Annotated in this window: 11 protein-coding genes; all 11 read left to right on the top strand. The window is 30.7% G+C overall.

Features of this window, described 5'->3' with window-relative positions; all coding sequences use genetic code 11:
- Nucleotides 1–11 precede the first annotated feature (11 nt).
- The gene (gene infB, locus BCHRO640_RS00535) at nt 12–2,687 is read left to right on the top strand and encodes a translation initiation factor IF-2 (protein ID WP_015344399.1); all 2,676 of its coding nucleotides are present in this window, start codon (nt 12–14) and stop codon (nt 2,685–2,687) included.
- A 90-nt stretch (nt 2,688–2,777) separates the two neighbouring features.
- Nucleotides 2,778–3,137: a 30S ribosome-binding factor RbfA gene (gene rbfA, locus BCHRO640_RS00540; RefSeq protein WP_015344400.1), complete on the top strand. Its 360-nt coding sequence runs from the start codon at nt 2,778–2,780 to the stop codon at nt 3,135–3,137.
- A gap of 36 nt (nt 3,138–3,173) precedes the next feature.
- Nucleotides 3,174–3,956: a tRNA pseudouridine(55) synthase TruB gene (gene truB, locus BCHRO640_RS00545; RefSeq protein ID WP_015344401.1), complete on the top strand. Its 783-nt coding sequence runs from the start codon at nt 3,174–3,176 to the stop codon at nt 3,954–3,956.
- A 329-nt stretch (nt 3,957–4,285) separates the two neighbouring features.
- Nucleotides 4,286–4,555: a 30S ribosomal protein S15 gene (gene rpsO / locus BCHRO640_RS00550; RefSeq protein WP_015344402.1), complete on the top strand. Its 270-nt coding sequence runs from the start codon at nt 4,286–4,288 to the stop codon at nt 4,553–4,555.
- A gap of 176 nt (nt 4,556–4,731) precedes the next feature.
- Nucleotides 4,732–6,831, top strand: a complete 2,100-nt coding sequence (pnp, locus tag BCHRO640_RS00555) for a polyribonucleotide nucleotidyltransferase (protein ID WP_015344403.1) — start codon at nt 4,732–4,734, stop codon at nt 6,829–6,831.
- 621 nt (nt 6,832–7,452) lie between these two features.
- Complete coding sequence (locus tag BCHRO640_RS00560; protein ID WP_015344404.1) at nt 7,453–9,165, top strand: DEAD/DEAH box helicase; 1,713 nt, start codon at nt 7,453–7,455, stop codon at nt 9,163–9,165.
- Between the two features lie 161 nt (nt 9,166–9,326).
- On the top strand, nt 9,327–9,749 hold the full coding sequence (locus BCHRO640_RS00565) for a DNA polymerase III subunit psi (RefSeq protein WP_015344405.1): 423 nt from the start codon (nt 9,327–9,329) through the stop codon (nt 9,747–9,749).
- Nucleotides 9,750–10,713: 964 nt separating this feature from the next.
- Nucleotides 10,714–13,164: a bifunctional aspartate kinase/homoserine dehydrogenase I gene (gene thrA / locus BCHRO640_RS00570; RefSeq protein WP_015344406.1), complete on the top strand. Its 2,451-nt coding sequence runs from the start codon at nt 10,714–10,716 to the stop codon at nt 13,162–13,164.
- 17 nt (nt 13,165–13,181) lie between these two features.
- Nucleotides 13,182–14,120, top strand: a complete 939-nt coding sequence (thrB, locus tag BCHRO640_RS00575) for a homoserine kinase (protein ID WP_015344407.1) — start codon at nt 13,182–13,184, stop codon at nt 14,118–14,120.
- A complete protein-coding gene (gene thrC / locus BCHRO640_RS00580; RefSeq protein ID WP_015344408.1) occupies nt 14,120–15,421 on the top strand; it encodes a threonine synthase in 1,302 nt (433 codons plus the stop codon). The genes thrB and thrC overlap by 1 nt, the downstream gene beginning before the upstream one ends.
- A 364-nt stretch (nt 15,422–15,785) precedes the next feature.
- Entirely contained in the window at nt 15,786–17,699 is a 1,914-nt protein-coding gene (gene dnaK, locus BCHRO640_RS00585) for a molecular chaperone DnaK (protein ID WP_015344409.1), read from the top strand.
- The last annotated feature ends 89 nt before the right edge of the window (nt 17,700–17,788 follow it).

Raw genomic sequence — 17,788 nt, forward strand, 5'->3', positions numbered from 1 at the left:
TAAGGAAAGCCATGACAGATACCACCATACAATCGTTTGCTGCGGAAATGAAAATGTCAGTAGATCAATTAATACAATGGTTTTCATATATTGGCATTTTAAAAACAGAAATAGGTATTGTAACTCAAAGAGAAAAAGAAATTTTATTTAAGTATATGAATAATAATAAAAGCGACATATCTAAAAAATTAATATTACAACGAAAAACACGTAGTATTTTAAGTGTATCTAGTGTCGGTGGTAAAAATAAAAAAGTACAAATAGAGATACGAAAGAAGCTTACATATGTACAATCTACTTTACAAGAGACAGAGTTTATTGATGTAAAAAACAAAATGGTTTTAGATGCTAATCGCGAAGCATCTAGTCTAATTGTAAAGAATAATAGATTGGTCAACAAAAAAATAAGTAATACTCTCGGTCCGTCATCATTAACAAAAATTTCCAAAAAAAATCATCGTTATTCTGAATTAATAGAGCACAAAGAGAAAGTCATAGGAAAAATCTCCCGTAAATTTGAAGATAAGTCTTTACAAGTCTCAGATGAAACACAGTTGCTTAAAAAAAAGACTAAAAATTGTTGGGACATTGAATTAAATAATACAAATGCAATTCCTTCTAATTTAGGAGATAGCTCCAGTAATAGTAAATTGTATTGTATGCCTGAATTATTAGAGAAGAATAATAATCAAAAATTAGAAAATGAAAGAAGAAATCGCTCTCGTGTGCGTACACGATATCGAAATGGCGGAAAATTGACTAAACAACATAAAAGGGGTAATCATCATCGTTTATATGAGGCAACATCTGATGAATTCGGTATGGAAGAAGAGTTATATATTCCGAATCGTGTTAATAAAAGTAAGCGCAAACAAAGCACATTAGTACAAGTTTTTAATAAACCTGTTCAAACAATTACCCGTGATATTATTATTGGACAAACTATAAGTGTAGCTGAATTAGCGAATAAGATGTCCATAAAAAGCTCTCGTGTCATTAAAACGATGATGCAATTGGGTATAATCGCAACGATTAATCAAATTATCGATCAAGATACTGCTCAACTGGTGGCAGAAGAAATGGGTCATAATGTTATTTTACGTCGTGAAAACGAACTAGAAGAGTTAATTATGAATGATCGTGATATTGATATAACAAGTTCTGATACTACTCTCGCAAATAGAGCGCCAATAGTTACTATTATGGGCCACGTAGATCACGGAAAAACATCCCTTCTTGACAGAATTCGTTCAACTAAAATAGCTTCTTCTGAGGTAGGAGGTATTACTCAAAGTATAGGCGCATATCATGTGAGTACTGATAATGGTATGATTACTTTTCTTGATACTCCAGGACATGCAGCATTTACTGCTATGCGCGCTCGTGGGGTTCAGATAACGGATATCGTTGTTTTAGTAGTAGCCGCTGATGATGGAGTTATGCTTCAGACTATTGAAGCAATAGAGCATATTAAGGCTGCCAATGTTCCCGTGGTTGTAGCAATAAACAAGATTGACAAATCAGAAGCCAATCCTGAAAGAATAAAAAATGATCTTAATAACCATGGTCTTATTCCAGAAGAATGGGGTGGCGATACACAATTTATACATGTTTCTGCTACTTCAGGAAATGGAATAGACAATTTATTAGATGCTATTTTATTGCAATCAGATATGTTGGAGTTGAAAGTTGTGCATCATGGTATGGCAAGGGCCATAGTCATTGAATCTTTTTTAGATAAAGGACGTGGTCCTGTAGTTGCTGTTCTGGTGCGTGAAGGTACATTAAAATGTGGTGATATAATTTTATGTGGAACAGAATATGGACGTGTTCGTGCCATGCGTAATGAATTCGGGCATGAGATTACTTCAGCTGGGCCGTCAATCCCGGTTGAATTATTGGGTTTATCGGGATCACCTGCTTCTGGGGAGAGTGTAATTGTAGTTCGTAACGAAAAAAAAGCTCGGGAGGTAGCTTTGTATCGTCAAGGAAAATCTCGTGAAATAAAATTGGCTCGTCAAAAAGAACCTAACATAGAAAATATATTTTCCAGTATTAAGAATACTAGTGTGGTTTCTGAATTAAATTTAATTGTCAAATCTGATACGAAAGGTTCTTCTGAAGCTATTCGTGAATCCTTAGAAAATTTATCAACTGGTGGTAATATAACAATCAAAATTTTGTCTTCGTCTATTGGTGGTATTACTGAAACTGATGTTGCATTAGCAGCAGCTTCTAATGCGGTTATTTTAGGATTTAATGTTCGAGCAGATCCCACTGCTCGGCGTATAATTGAATCGGATCAGCTAGATGTACGCTATTATTCGGTAATTTATGATTTGATAGATGAAGTAAAACAAGCAGTACATGGTATGCTAGCGCCACGCTATAAACATGAAATTATTGGTTTAGCAAAAGTACGTAATGTATTTCGTTCTCCAAAATATGGAAACGTTGCTGGTTGCATGGTTGTTGAGGGAATTATAAAACGTTATAAAAAAATTAGAGTTATAAGAGATAATATAGTAGTGTATGAAGGCGAGTTAGAGTCGCTTCGTCGTTTTAAAGATGATGTTAATGAAGTACGCAGTGGAATAGAATGTGGTATTGGTATAAAAAATTATAAGAATATTCATTCTGGAGATATGATTGAAGTGTTTGATATGGTAAAAATATCTCATGTATAACTGAGATTAAGTATGTTCATTATTAGATTATTCAATTGGGTGTTTATTTGTATGTGATATACATGTTTATTTTTTACGGAAGGTAGACAGATGTACTTTCAACATAGTTATCGTACTCAGCGTATTGCTCATGAAATACATAAAAAAGTTTCTATTATCTTGCAACATAAGATCGATGATATTCGAATAGGTATACCTACTATTTCAGGAGTGCAAGTATCTAAAGATTTAAAAAATGCTAATATTTTTGTGACTTTTATTAATAAAGAAGGTCCCGAGGAAATAGATACTGCTGTTATGATATTACAACGTGCTTCACGGTTTATTCGTTTTTTATTAGCTAATACTATGTGTATACGTGTAGCGCCTATATTATTCTTTAAGTATGATTCTTCATTAATTGAAGGAGCAAAAGTATGTAGTTTAATTTCTGCTACAGAGAAATTATGATATAAAAGTTAAATTAATAATGCATTAAGGTTTCTAGTGAAGCGATATAAGAATGTAAGAAATAGAGATATTAATGGCATTTTATTATTAGATAAACCTAAAGGAATATCTTCTGGTTTATTCTTAAATAAGATCAAAAAATTGTTTAATGCTAAAAAAATAGGACATACTGGTACTTTGGATCCTTTAGCCACAGGAATGCTGCCTGTTTGTTTTGGTAAAGCGACTAAGTTTGCTAAATACTTGTTACATTCTGATAAACGATATAAAGTCAGCGCTCAGCTGGGAGTAAGTACTGATACTTTTGATTCAGATGGGACGATTATTAGTGTGTCGCCTGTACAGTCAAATGATTATATATTAGAACAATGTTTGGAATCGTTTAGAGGAATAAGAAATCAAATTCCTCCTATGTTTTCATCATTAAAATATCGTGGATTACCTTTATATAAATACGCCAGAAAAGGAATACATTTTCCTAGAAAACCCAGGTCGATTCATATATACAATCTGAGTCTTATTAAAAAAAAAGAAAATATTATCGAGTTAGATGTCCATTGTTCTACGGGTACTTATATTCGTAGTATAGTGAATGATATTGGAGAGTATTTAGGTTGTGGAGCACATGTAATAGAATTACGTCGTTTATCAGTAGGACAGTACATTTCTTCTTCTATGATAAATCCAGCAACTTTAGAAGCTATTTTTTACAATGATTCTTTTGATGATGTACAAGTGTTTTGCAAATTAGATGCATTCTTGATACCAATGCATATGATCATGCTTGAGTTTGCGAATATATCCAATGAAAAATGTTGACATTTTCTATATATGTTATTCTTGCATCAAGAATATAAAATGGATGCATTTTGATAATTGATACAGTCAAATTACGTGAACGTATGAGTGTTGATTATATGTGTTATTGCTGGTGTTTATAAGGGTTAGACAGTTTTTATTGTATTTTTATGATAGATACAGATAATATATAAAATCAAAGAAATATATTTTCTATTTTTGTTTAATGTATTTTTTAATTAAATAGAGGAATACAATAGAAAATTGAATATTGATTTCAATTTTATTTAATTTATTAAATATAATTTACCTTCAAATTAAATATAGTTTTTACATAAAAGGTGTTGTCCATGTCTTGGAGTGTTGAAAAAAAAAGAGAAATAATTTCTACATTTGGTCGTAACGTTAAAGATACTGGTTCTACTGAGGTACAAGTTGCTCTGTTAACTAAACGCATTGATCATTTGAAGCATCATTTTTTAAAACATAAAAAAGATCATCATAGTCGCAGAGGATTACTTAAGATGGTCGCTCATCGGAGAAGATTATTGAAATATTTAAAAGAAAATAACATGTTACATTATACTAATTTAATACGAAATTTAGGATTACGTCATTAATATAATTTAGTTTGTGAAGAATATACATGTTTTGATGATATTTTTTATTTATTAAGGAGTTTTTAAAATAAATTAGAAAATGAAATTTTTTAATTTTATATTTAAGATCATGATGTTCTTATGATTGTTTAGACATATTAAAAAATTATATATTAAATTATAAAAAGGATATTATTTTGTTAGATCCGATTATTCATAAATTTAAATATGGACAGCATACTGTAATTTTAGATATTGGAACCATAGCTCGTCAAGCAAATGCTGCAGTCATGGTGAGTATGAGTGATACTACAGTATTAGTTACAGTAGTTAGTTCTAATCAAGTAAGATTAGAACAAGATTTTTTTCCTCTTGTTGTAAATTATCAAGAACGCACTTATGCTGCTGGAAAATTTCCAGGAGGTTTTTTTCGTCGAGAAGGTCGACCAAGTGAAAACGAAATATTAACGTCTCGATTGATTGATCGTCCTATTCGGCCGTTATTCCCTAAGGGATTTATTAATGATGTACAAGTAGTTGCTACGGTAGTATCAGTAAATCCGCAAGTAAATCCAGATATTGTAGCAATAATAGGAGTATCTGCTGCATTGAGTTTGTCTGATATTCCATTTTTTGGACCCATTGGAGCAGCTAGAGTTGGTTATATTAAAAATCAATATGTATTAAATCCAACAGCAACAGAGTTATCTAATAGTAAGTTAGATTTGGTGATTTCAGGGACTGAATCTAATATCTTGATGGTGGAATCAGAATCGTGTTTACTAAGTGAAAAAGAAATTTTAGACGCTATTATATTTGGTCACGAACAACAACAAATAGTGATTCATAATATTAATAAATTAGTTAAAAAAGTTGGAAAAACTAAGTATTCTTGGAACGAAAAGGAAGTGAATATATCTTTAAAAACGTATTTATCTGAATTGTATGAGTCTCGTGCGCAAGATATATATTGTTTTTTTGATAAGAAAGAGCGTCATGCTCAAGTTGATAGTATTAAGAAAGATATAGTAAAAACCGTTCTTAATAGTTACCAGCATGCCGCTGTAGATGAAAAAGAAATAATGTATCTTTTAAATTATTTAGAAGCACAATCAATTCGTTATCGTATTTTAACGAACAAATTACGTATCGATGGACGTTCACAAGATACAATTCGGAAAATAGATATAAAAACAGGCATATTACCACGTACTCATGGATCAGCATTATTTACTAGAGGCGATACTCAAGCGCTGGTTGCTGTTACGCTTGGCACAGAACGTGATGCACAGAATATTGATGGATTAACTGGTATTCGTGTGGATAGATTTTTATTACATTATAATTTTCCACCATATTGTGTAGGTGAAATAGGTGTCATAGGAGCTCCAAAAAGGAGAGAAATAGGACATGGACGTTTAGCCAAACGGGGTATGTTAGCAGTTATGCCTAATGCTAATGAGTTTCCGTATACAATACGTGTAGTGTCAGAAATTACTGAATCTAATGGATCGTCCTCCATGGCATCTATTTGTGGTACATCATTAGCGTTGATGGATGCTGGAGTACCGATTAAAGCATCAGTTGCTGGTGTTGCTATGGGTCTGATTAAGGAAGGAAACGATTTCGTAGTATTATCTGATATTGTTAGCGATGAAGATCATATTGGAGATATGGATTTTAAAGTATCTGGTAGTCGTCAAGGCATAACAGCATTGCAAATGGATATTAAAACAGATGGGATTACGTATGATATAATAAATATTGCGTTAAAAAAAGCAAAAAATGCTCGACTGCAAATATTAGATGTTATGGAACAAATTATTAAGTTTCCTAATCAGGAAATCTCTAAATTTGCTCCCAGGATATATAGCATTAAAGTTAATCCAGATAAAATTAAAGATGTTATAGGAAAGGGAGGGTCAGTTATTCGCTCATTGACTGAAGAAACTAATACTATTATCGATATTGAAGATAATGGTATCATAAAAATAGTTGCTTTAGATTATGATAAAGCAAAACAAGCTATTCGTAGAATTAATGATATCACTGCAAACGTTGAAATAGGAGCCGTTTATACTGGAAAAGTTAGTCATATTGTGGAATTTGGGGCATTCGTTACTATCCTTTCTGGAAAAGAAGGGTTAGTTCATATTTCCCAGATTTCTGAAAGAAGAATAAATAAAGTAACTGATTATTTGAAATTAGGGCAAAAAGTATTAGTAAAAGTGTTAGAAATAGATCGTCAGGGACGAATTCGTTTGAGTATGAAAGGAGTACATCAAGCGAGTGCATAGCATACATAGTATTTTACTGTGATAAAATTTTATATGTTTACGTATGTGAGATAATTGTAGTTGCACGGAGGATTACATAGAAAAGATTGGTGACAATTCAAGGTAATTAGGTTGGGTGCTGAAATTTATAACAATAAAAATCTTAATAATATTAAGCATATATTAGGGTAAATATATGGCGACAATACAATTGTGTAAGATAATTCATATTATAATTTTAAAATAAAGCAAATTAAATCATTTGATGCTCAATAGAATAAATTATGATACAAGATAAATGTGGGTACTCAGGAAATAAATTAATTGAATTAATGATACACTATTATCATAACTTATAAAAAGTATATATATAGTTAATATTTCATAGTATTTCAAGAATTAGTTTTTTCTTCTTTATGAAAAGGAATTTATACTCGTATTCATGAAGTTATAATCAATATTGTTAATTTTATTTTTAATTGTAGTTATTGCAAACGCAGTATATGTATGACGAGAGCGTTGTTATTGAAATAACTTTAATCCTTCTGTATGCATGTAGGCATGTGTATTTTTTGTGTTTTTAAAAGGGTTTTGATATGTATTTTATACAGTTAATTGTTTATTAAAATGAGGTAATCACAGATGTCGAAAACTGTAGACTCTTTTATAGATTTAGGATTAAATCGTTATATTGTCAATGTTTTACATGATGTTGGGTATACAAAACCTTTACCTATTCAAATTCAATGCATTCCATATTTATTAGCTGGATATGATGTGTTAGGAATGGCGCATACAGGTAGCGGAAAAACTGCGGCATTTGTCTTACCATTATTACATAATGTTGATATTAACAATTCTTGTTCTCAAGGTTTAATTATAACGCCTACTCGAGAGTTGGCGATACAAATTGGGAGAGTGTGTTCTAATTTTGCAAAATATATGAAAAAAATAAATGTTGTTACTTTATATGGAGGGCAAAGTTATGGCATTCAATTAAGCGCTTTAAATAAGAGACCTCATATTATAGTAAGTACTCCAGGTAGACTAATAGATCATTTAAACCGTGGAACTGCTAATTTATCTCAATTAAAAACCTTAGTAATAGATGAAGCTGATGAAATGTTGCGTATGGGATTTCTTGAAGATGTAGAGCGTATCATTAAAAATATTCCAGTTAAACGTCAAACAGCGTTATTTTCTGCTACTTTACCTATGGGTATTCGTCGTATAAGTTATCGATTTATGAATAATCCAAAAGAAGTATTTATTCATTCTAATACTAGCATGTGTGCTAATATTAGACAAAGTTATTGGTTAGTACATTCAGGAATCGCTAAACATGAGGCTTTAATGCGTTTTTTAGAAACAGAAGATTTTGATGCAGCTATTGTTTTTGTTCGTACTAAATATGCAACGTTGGAGATTTCCGAAATATTAGAGAGATTTGGTTATAATAGTGCAGCTTTGAATGGAGATATGAATCAAACAGTACGACATCAGACATTAGATCGATTAAGGCATGGTAAGTTAGATATTCTTATAGCTACTGATGTTGCTGCACGCGGATTAGATGTTCATCGTATTAGTTTAGTAATAAATTATGATATACCAATAAATTCTGATGCCTATATACATCGTATAGGTAGAACTGGTAGAGCAGGATGTATGGGAAAATCCTTATTATTTGTAGAGCATAAAGAATATCGTTTGTTGCGTCATATTGAACGTAAAATAAAACTAAAAATTCCAGAGGTTCAGTATCCTACCTCTAAAACTTTATTTGATTGTCGATTATCGAGATTTACGAATAAAGTAGAATATCAATTAAGTACCGAGAATGATGATTTGGATGTATATCGATCTCTATTACCTCAAATAAAACCTAGAAGAGACTTGACAACGGAAAATTTAGCAGCTGTTTTGCTGAAAATAGCGCAAGGCAATCGTCCATTGGTATTTCCTCCAGATCCGATTATTAAAAATAAATCAGTTTCTAAAATACGCATAAATAGTAGTAATCGTCAAAATTGTTTTCGTGTCGAAAATAGAGTTATTAAAACTAAGTTGCAATCTAAAATTTCTGATAATATGGATGCTTATCACATATCAGTAGGGCGTAATGATGGAGTTAAAATACGTCATATTATTAGAGTGCTTTCGAATAATATTGCTAATATTCGCTATCACAAAATAGGTAATATTAAATTATTTTCCTTTCATGCTATTATTGAGTTAGACAAAGGGTTATCTAGCAACAAAATATTAACGCAGTTGTCTCATGCACGTATTTTAAATAAACCAATAAATATGAAATTTTTAGGTAATATGTCCTCATGTAATGATGTACATTGATAACAAAATATTTAATTGGAAATGTATATAATTCAGATGAAGTAACATCATTTTAAATTAATTATTTTTTAGTACATATATTAAATATATGAACATTATTATCAGAATAAATTATTTGTATTATTTTCTACTAAATAATGATATGTGAAATATGAATAACTATGCTTACTAATAATAGAAATAAACCACATACGTTTATTTTTCAGGAATTAGGTATTACACTTTGGAAATTACGATATCCTGTAGTTTTAGACAGCATAAATCCGATTAAGTTATGGCCATCTCTTCGGTTAGTATTAATATCACCGGATGTTCCGATATCATTAAATGATCCTTTTGTTAAAGATGTTATACGTGCCATGCAGATTAATCCTAGAGAAGTATGCGCGTTGACTACTAACCAAATTAAAATTCTAATTATTCCATCAGAGTTTTCTTATTATTGTTGGTGGATTGGTACTAAAGTATCAAATAATTTGAATAGTATATGTCTAACTACTCCTGCCTTGTCAATATTAAAATGTGATATTCACGCAAAGCGTGATTTATGGCGACAAATTAGTGGTATTAGACTGAATATTTAAATTATTTAATCAATATTTTATCGGTAATAAAAAATATATAAAAAATAATACAGTGATGTTATCTTGATTTTTAATTTTTAAAATTATATGCATACAACCTCTTCTACAACATACTGATGATTTGATGTAATGTAAATAAAAATTTGTTAGATAAATAGAATTTATATCCTGATTCTATTGAATTATATTAATTTTAAAATTAACAATAGTTATTAACTGCTAGAGTATTTATAATATGAATGTAAAACTATATGCGTGGTTTTTACTAAAAACGTCGAAAATTATTTCCAATAAAAAATTAATGTTAAATGTGGTTCAACAAACTACACGATGCTTAAACGTGAATTATAAAATATGTTATTTTAATTAATCTATTTACTCCTACTTTAATTTTTGATTTGATCAATATTAAGTTTTTTGATATCAAAAAATATAAGAATATCTTTTTTATAGAATATAAACATCTCATTGAGAATGAGTAATTTTATTTTTTATTGCTATTTTTATTAAAATAAATTGGTGTATTTTATGTGCAAACATAAGAATATTTAAGTATATAAATATATTAATATTACTGAAACCGTTCTATTATGAATAGATGATCTATTTTTAATTAAATGTATACAATATGTATTGTATGTATATATAAAAAGTATTTGCGTATATGTAGGTATATATATTTTGATAATTTTTGCCAAAACAGATATTACTACATTAGTATAGCCTTTATATACTCAAATAATAATTGATTATTTTTAAAAATTTTTATTGTAGATAGTACTACATTAATTAATATAATGATATAATTAGATATAATGTGTGTTTGTTATAATTTTTAACTATTTATTATAATTATTTATCTAATAAAGCATAGTAGTAAGATGGATAAATATTACGTGATCTTTGCTGTTTATTTTTATTAATGAAAATTCAGGATATTAGAGTCATATTTAGGAGATAAAATATGCGAGTATTGAAATTTGGCGGTACTGCACTTTCTAATGCAAATCAGTTTATCCATGTCGCCAATATTCTTGAAAAAAACGCGCAAGAAGAACAAATAGCAGCGGTGTTATCGGCGCCTGCAATGATTACTAATTATCTAGTATCAGTTATTGATTGTACATTAAATGGTAGTTCTGTATGTGAACATATTTACAATATAGAAACTATTTTTAATACTTTGTTGGAAGATATAGCACAAATTCAACCAGGATTTAATCATATAACTTTGCGTCTTATATTAGAACAAGAGTTTATTCGTTTAAAAAATTTATTGCATGGAATTTCATTGTTAAAATTTTGTCCAGATAATATAAATGCTAATATTATTTGTTTGGGGGAAAAGTTGTCTATTATTTTAATGGAAAGTCTTTTAAATGCGAGGAATCTCCAAATAACTGTTATTAATCCAGTGGATAATATTATAGCACAAGGAAGAGAAGAATATCTGACCTCCATGGTAAATATTGAAGAATCTGCACGGCGTATTAAAAATATACCTATTTCTCATTTAGATATTATATTAATGGCCGGATTTACTGCTGGAAATGAGCAGGGTGAATTAGTTGCTTTAGGTCGAAATGGTTCTGATTATTCAGCTGCGATTTTAGCGGCTTGTTTAGGTGCTAGTCGTTGTGAAATTTGGACAGATGTAGACGGGATTTATACGTGTGATCCGCGTCAAGTACCTAATGCAAAATTATTAAATTCATTATCTTATCAAGAGGCTATGGAGCTGTCTTATTTTGGAGCTAAAATTTTACATCCACGTACTATTGTGCCGATTGCTCAATTTCATATACCTTGTTTAATAAAAAATGTTTTCAAACCTGATGCTCCTGGAACATTAATTGGATCAATTAATAATGATGTGACTAATATAGTTAAAGGAATTACATATTTAAATGATATGGTAATGTTAAATATTTCTGGACCGGGAATGAAAGGCATGATTGGAATGGCCGCTCGTGTGTTTTCTGCAATGTCTCAAGCTATATGTTCAGTAGTGTTAATCACTCAATCATCTTCTGAGTATAGCATCAGTTTTTGCGTGCCTTATCAAGAGTTATCAAAAGCTTGCACTGCATTAAATGAAGAATTTAATTTAGAATTAAAAAATGGACTTTTGGAGCCAATAGATGTCATACGAGATCTCGCAATTATTTCAGTTGTGGGAGATGGCATGCGTACGCAACTTGGTTTGTCTAGCAAATTGTTCGAGTCATTAGCTCGTGCTAATATTAATATTATTGCAATTGCTCAAGGATCTTCAGAGCGTTCTATTTCGGTGGTGGTAAAAAACAATGTTACTGCTATTGGAATTAGAGTAGCTCATCAAATGTTATTTAGTACTGATCAATTAATAGAAGTATTTATTATTGGATCTGGAGGCGTTGGTACTGCTTTAATAGAACAAATTCGCCGTCAAAGATATTGGTTAAAAAATAAACATGTCGACTTACGAGTATGTGGTATTATTAATTCCCGAATGATGTGTATCGACATAAATGGGATTGATTTAAATGACTGGGAATCTTCTTTAAAGAAAACTCATGAATCTTGTAATTTAAAAAAATTAATGGAAATTATACAAGAAAATCATTTATTAAATCCAGTTATTGCTGATTGCACTAGTAGTATTGACGTAGTTAATTATTATGTAGATTTTTTGTCACATGGTTGTCATGTGATTACACCAAATAAAAAAGCTAATACTGGATCTATGGAACAGTATAGAAGACTTAGGGATATCGTGATAAAATCACGAAGGAAATTTTTATATGATACTAATGTCGGAGCTGGATTACCAGTTATAGAAAATTTGCAAAATTTATTAAATGCTGGAGATGAATTAATTAGTTTTTCAGGTATTTTATCTGGATCTTTATCATTTATTTTTGGAAAATTAGATGAAGGATTATCATTATCTGCTGCAACTTTATTAGCTCAGCAGAAAGGCTATACTGAACCGGATCCCCGAGATGATCTTTCTGGTATAGACGTAGCTAGAAAATTATTAATTTTAGCACGAGAAGTTGGGTATGAATTAGAATTGAATGATATTCAAGTCGATCCAGTAATACCATATAATTTTATAAATAAAAATGATACGGATAGTTTTTTTAAAAAATTGTCTTTATTAGATGATATTATTTATGATAAAGCTCAAAGGGCGTATAAATTAGGACATGTATTGCGTTATGTTGGGAATATACAGGAAGGACAGTGTCGTGTGCAAATCGAATCTATAAATAATAATCATCCATTATTTAAAGTAAAAGATGGAGAAAATGCTCTTGCATTTTTTACTCGGTATTATCAACCATTACCATTGGTATTACGTGGCTATGGAGCAGGTAATGATGTTACAGCAGCCGGAGTATTTGCAGATTTATTACGCACTTTATCATAGTAAGGATGTGTGTGGATATGGTCAGAGTTTATGCGCCAGCGTCTATTGCTAATATTGGAGTAGGGTTTGATACGTTAGGTATGGCAATTGCTCCAATAAATGGTAGCTTACTTGGAGATTGCATTAGCATCGAGCATGCTAATGCATTTAGTTTAAGAAGTACAGGATTTTTTCATAGTCAATTACCAATACAATTAGAAGAAAATATCGTATTCCAATGTTGGAGAAAGTTTTGTGAAATTTTAGGACAAACATATTTTTTAAGTATTAAATTGGAAAAAAATATTCCTGTTGCTTCTGGTTTGGGTTCTAGCGCTTGTTCCATAGTAGCTGGATTGGTAGCAATGAATTATCATTGTGGATGTCCACTTAATACAGATCAATTGCTCATGTTAATGGGGGAAATGGAAGGTAAAATTTCTGGTTCAATTCATTTTGATAATGTGTCTCCTTGTTTTTTAGGAGGTATGCGTTTAATATTGCAGAATTGTAATATTGTTAACCAGATAATACCTAGCTTTGATGATTGGTTGTGGATTGTAGCGTATCCAGGTATTAAAATATCTACAGCAGTATCTCGATCAGTATTACCAAATAAATATGATCGTGAAGATTGTATTAATCATAGTCAATATCTATCCGGATTTGTACATGCTTGCCATACTAAACAAGAATATTTAGCAATTAGATGTATGAAGGACATCATTGCAGAACCTTATCGATCACGATTGTTTCCGATTGAATTATCTTGTATACGGCATAATCTTATGAAGAGAGGTGCTATATCTTGCGGTATTTCAGGATCTGGTCCAACAGTTTTTGTATTATGTAACAATCACGATGTAATAGAAGATATTTCTGATTGGTTATCACGTTTTTATTTACAAAATAATTCAGGGTTTATTCGAATCTGTTCTTTAGATAATCTTGGAGCGCGTATTATGGTGAATAATTAATGAAACTATATAATATTAATCAACCTAGTGAACAAGTCACGTTTACTCAAGCTCTCTTACAAGGATTAGGAAAAAATCAGGGGTTATTTTTCCCAAAAGATCTTCCAAAATTCTCTATATTTGAAATAAATTCTCTCTTAGAAATGAGTTTTATAGAACGTAGTACGCATATTTTGTCTACATATATTGGCTCTGAATTATCAAAAAATAGTATATTAACTTGTGTTAAAAATGCTTTTAATTTTCCAGTCCCATTAGTGTGTATAAATAATAATGTTGCAATTTTAGAACTTTTTCATGGCCCAACTTTGGCTTTTAAAGATTTTGGAAGCCGATTAATGGCGCAAATGTTAAATCAGACTAACCATTGTTCTGATAAACCGATGGTTATTCTGACTGCTACTTCTGGAGATACAGGTGCTGCTGTAGCCCATGCTTTTTTTAATTTAAGCAATATACATGTTATAATTCTTTACCCTAGAGGCAAGATTAGTGCATTACAAGAAAAATTATTTTGCACTTTAGGAGGCAATATTTCTACAATATCAGTAAATGGAGATTTTGATTCATGTCAACGTTTAGTTAAGAAAGCTTTTGATGACAGTGTACTGCGACAGAAATTAAATTTAAATTCTGCGAATTCCATTAACATTGCCCGATTATTAGCTCAAATTTGTTACTATTTTGAAGGGGTATCACAATTACCGCATCAAATGCGTAATAAATTAGTTATTGCGGTTCCTAGCGGTAATTTTGGAAATTTAACAGCAGGACTATTAGCTCAATCTTGTGGATTACCAGTAAAGAAGTTTATTGCTGCTACTAATATTAATGATACTGTGCCTAGATTTTTAGAGTTTGGTTATTGGGAACCTCGTCCTACTCTTTCAACGTTTTCTAATGCTATGGATGTAAGCTCTCCAAATAATTGGTCTAGAATAGAAGAATTGTTTCGTCGAGAAAATAAATCCATTAAAGAATTGGAATATGGTTGTGTTAATGATTTTCTCACCGAGAAAACAGTCCAAGAAATTGCAGATTTAGGATATCTTTCCGAACCTCATACCGCTGTAGCATATCGATCATTGTGTGATAAATTACATTCTGATGAATTTGGTATATTTCTTGGTACTGCTCACCCTGTTAAATTTAAAGAGTTAGTAGAAGATTTTTTAAAAAAAAAGATACAATTAATATTACCAATTGTATTAAAAGAACGTATGAAATTACCTGTTTTATCGTATAACATACCTACATGTTTCTCTTCATTACGCAACCTAATTTTAAGCATAATGTCTTAAAATATTATTCATATACTACAAACATATATGTGTTATATTAAAATCTAGTATTTTTTATATTTTGCGTTCGTTAATACATTTAATAAGATTAAAAATAATTATATAAAATATATATAACAAGGTGATGTTTTGTGAAGAGTAGTGATGAATAAAATTAAATAATTATATGAATAATCCGTTTGCTATATATAGGTATTTTATAATTTTATTAGTGATTTTTACAAAATAATTAATTATCTTAAATTCATATAATGTTTTTTGAAAAGTTTTGAAAACAAATTTGTTTTAAGGTTGAAAAGTACAGTTTCGACCGCATATCAGGTGCATGGTGTGGTTAAATTGATTTTTCAGTGGAGATGTATAGATGGGAAAAATTATTGGCATAGATTTGGGGACAACCAATTCTTGTGTTGCAATTATTGAAGGGAATAAGCCTCGTGTATTAGAAAATAGTGAAGGTGATCGTACAACTCCTTCCATTATTGCTTATACACAAGATGGAGAAATTTTAGTTGGTCAACCAGCTAAGCGGCAGTCTGTTACTAATCCTAAAAATACTTTATTTGCTATTAAGCGATTAATTGGTCGTCGGTTCCAAGATACAGAAGTGCAGCGTGATGTAAATATCATGCCGTATAAAATAATTTCTGCTGACAACGGAGATGCTTGGTTAGATGTTAAAGGTCAAAAGATGGCACCGCCTCAGGTTTCCGCTGAAATTTTAAAAAAGATGAAGAAGACCGCAGAAGATTATCTTGGAGAACAAATTTCTGAAGCAGTTATTACAGTTCCGGCTTATTTTAATGATGCTCAACGTCAAGCTACTAAAGATTCCGGACGTATTGCTGGTTTAGAGGTTAAAAGAATTATAAATGAACCGACTGCTGCAGCATTAGCTTATGGTTTAGATAAAGAAACCAGAGGGAATCGTACAATTGCGGTATATGATTTAGGGGGGGGGACTTTTGATATTTCAATTATTGAAATTGATGATGTTGATGGGGAAAAAACTTTTGAAGTGCTGTCTACTAATGGAGATACTCATTTAGGGGGCGAAGATTTTGATAGCCTTTTAATAAATTATTTAGCAGATGAATTTAAAAAAGATCAACGTATTAATTTGTATAATGATCCGTTAGCAATGCAACGACTGAAAGAGGCAGCAGAGAAAGCAAAAATAGAATTATCTGCTTCACATCAAACTGATGTGAATTTACCGTATATTACAGCAGATAATACTGGACCGAAGCATATGAATATTAGAGTAACCCGTGCTAAATTAGAATCCTTAGTAGAAGATTTAGTTAATCGTACTATGGAGCCTCTAAAAGTAGCGCTCAAAGATGCTAACTTGTCTGTGTCTAATATAAATGATGTTATTTTAGTAGGCGGGCAGACTCGCATGCCTCTTGTTCAAAAAAAAGTATCTGAATTTTTTCAAAAAGAGCCTCGCAGAGATGTCAATCCTGATGAAGCTGTTGCTATCGGAGCGGCAGTGCAAGGAGGGGTATTGTCTGGAGATGTAAAAGACGTGTTGTTGTTGGATGTGACCCCATTATCTTTAGGGATTGAAACGATGGGGGGAGTTATGACTTCATTAATTGCTAAAAATACTACTATTCCTACTAAACATAGTCAGATTTTCTCTACCGCTGAAGATAATCAATCTGCTGTTACTATTCATGTCTTACAAGGAGAAAGAAAGAGAGCAAGTGATAATAAATCGTTGGGACAATTTAATTTAGATGGAATAGCAGCGGCGATGCGTGGTATACCTCAGATTGAAGTGACTTTTGATATTGATGCTGATGGTATTTTACATGTATCTGCTAAAGATAAAAATAGCGGACGTGAACAAAAAATTACTATTAAAGCTTCTTCTGGTTTAAATGAAGAAGAAATTAATAAAATGGTTCAAGAAGCAGAGGCTAATGCTGAATCAGATCGTAAATTTGAAGAGTTAGTACAAATTCGAAATCAAGCTGATCATTTGTTGCATAGCACCAAGAAACAATTAACGGAAGTTGGTGATAATATATCATTAGACGATAAATCTGCTATAGAAGGTGCATTAAAAGAATTGGAATCAGTCATAAAAAAAGAAGATAAAAATGAAATTGAATCCAAAATTCAGTCTTTAATTAAAGTTTCTGGAAAATTATTGGAAGCCAGTCAAAAACATCAAGAACAATCTAAGTCTCAGTCTTCTAATAGTACTTCTGATCCGAATGGAGAAGTAGTAGACGCAGAATTTGAAGAAATAAAGAACAAAAAATAATATTTTTAAAAAAATAAATTTAGAGCAGGAGAATAGTAATTAATAAAATTATAAACAAGAAAATATTGAATCTATAAATGTATTACTAA

This window comes from Candidatus Blochmanniella chromaiodes str. 640 (assembly GCF_000331065.1).
Lineage (GTDB): Bacteria > Pseudomonadota > Gammaproteobacteria > Enterobacterales > Enterobacteriaceae > Blochmanniella > Blochmanniella pennsylvanica.

Excerpts from the sequence above, each read along its gene's own strand:
- infB (WP_015344399.1), top strand. The coding sequence starts at position 12 with ATGACAGATACCACCATACAATCGTTTGCTGCGGAAATGAAAATGTCA.
- rbfA (WP_015344400.1), top strand. The coding sequence starts at position 2,778 with ATGTACTTTCAACATAGTTATCGTACTCAGCGTATTGCTCATGAAATA.
- rpsO (WP_015344402.1), top strand. The coding sequence starts at position 4,286 with ATGTCTTGGAGTGTTGAAAAAAAAAGAGAAATAATTTCTACATTTGGT.
- BCHRO640_RS00560 (WP_015344404.1), top strand. The coding sequence starts at position 7,453 with ATGTCGAAAACTGTAGACTCTTTTATAGATTTAGGATTAAATCGTTAT.
- BCHRO640_RS00565 (WP_015344405.1), top strand. The coding sequence starts at position 9,327 with ATGCTTACTAATAATAGAAATAAACCACATACGTTTATTTTTCAGGAA.
- thrA (WP_015344406.1), top strand. The coding sequence starts at position 10,714 with ATGCGAGTATTGAAATTTGGCGGTACTGCACTTTCTAATGCAAATCAG.
- thrB (WP_015344407.1), top strand. The coding sequence starts at position 13,182 with ATGGTCAGAGTTTATGCGCCAGCGTCTATTGCTAATATTGGAGTAGGG.
- thrC (WP_015344408.1), top strand. The coding sequence starts at position 14,120 with ATGAAACTATATAATATTAATCAACCTAGTGAACAAGTCACGTTTACT.
- dnaK (WP_015344409.1), top strand. The coding sequence starts at position 15,786 with ATGGGAAAAATTATTGGCATAGATTTGGGGACAACCAATTCTTGTGTT.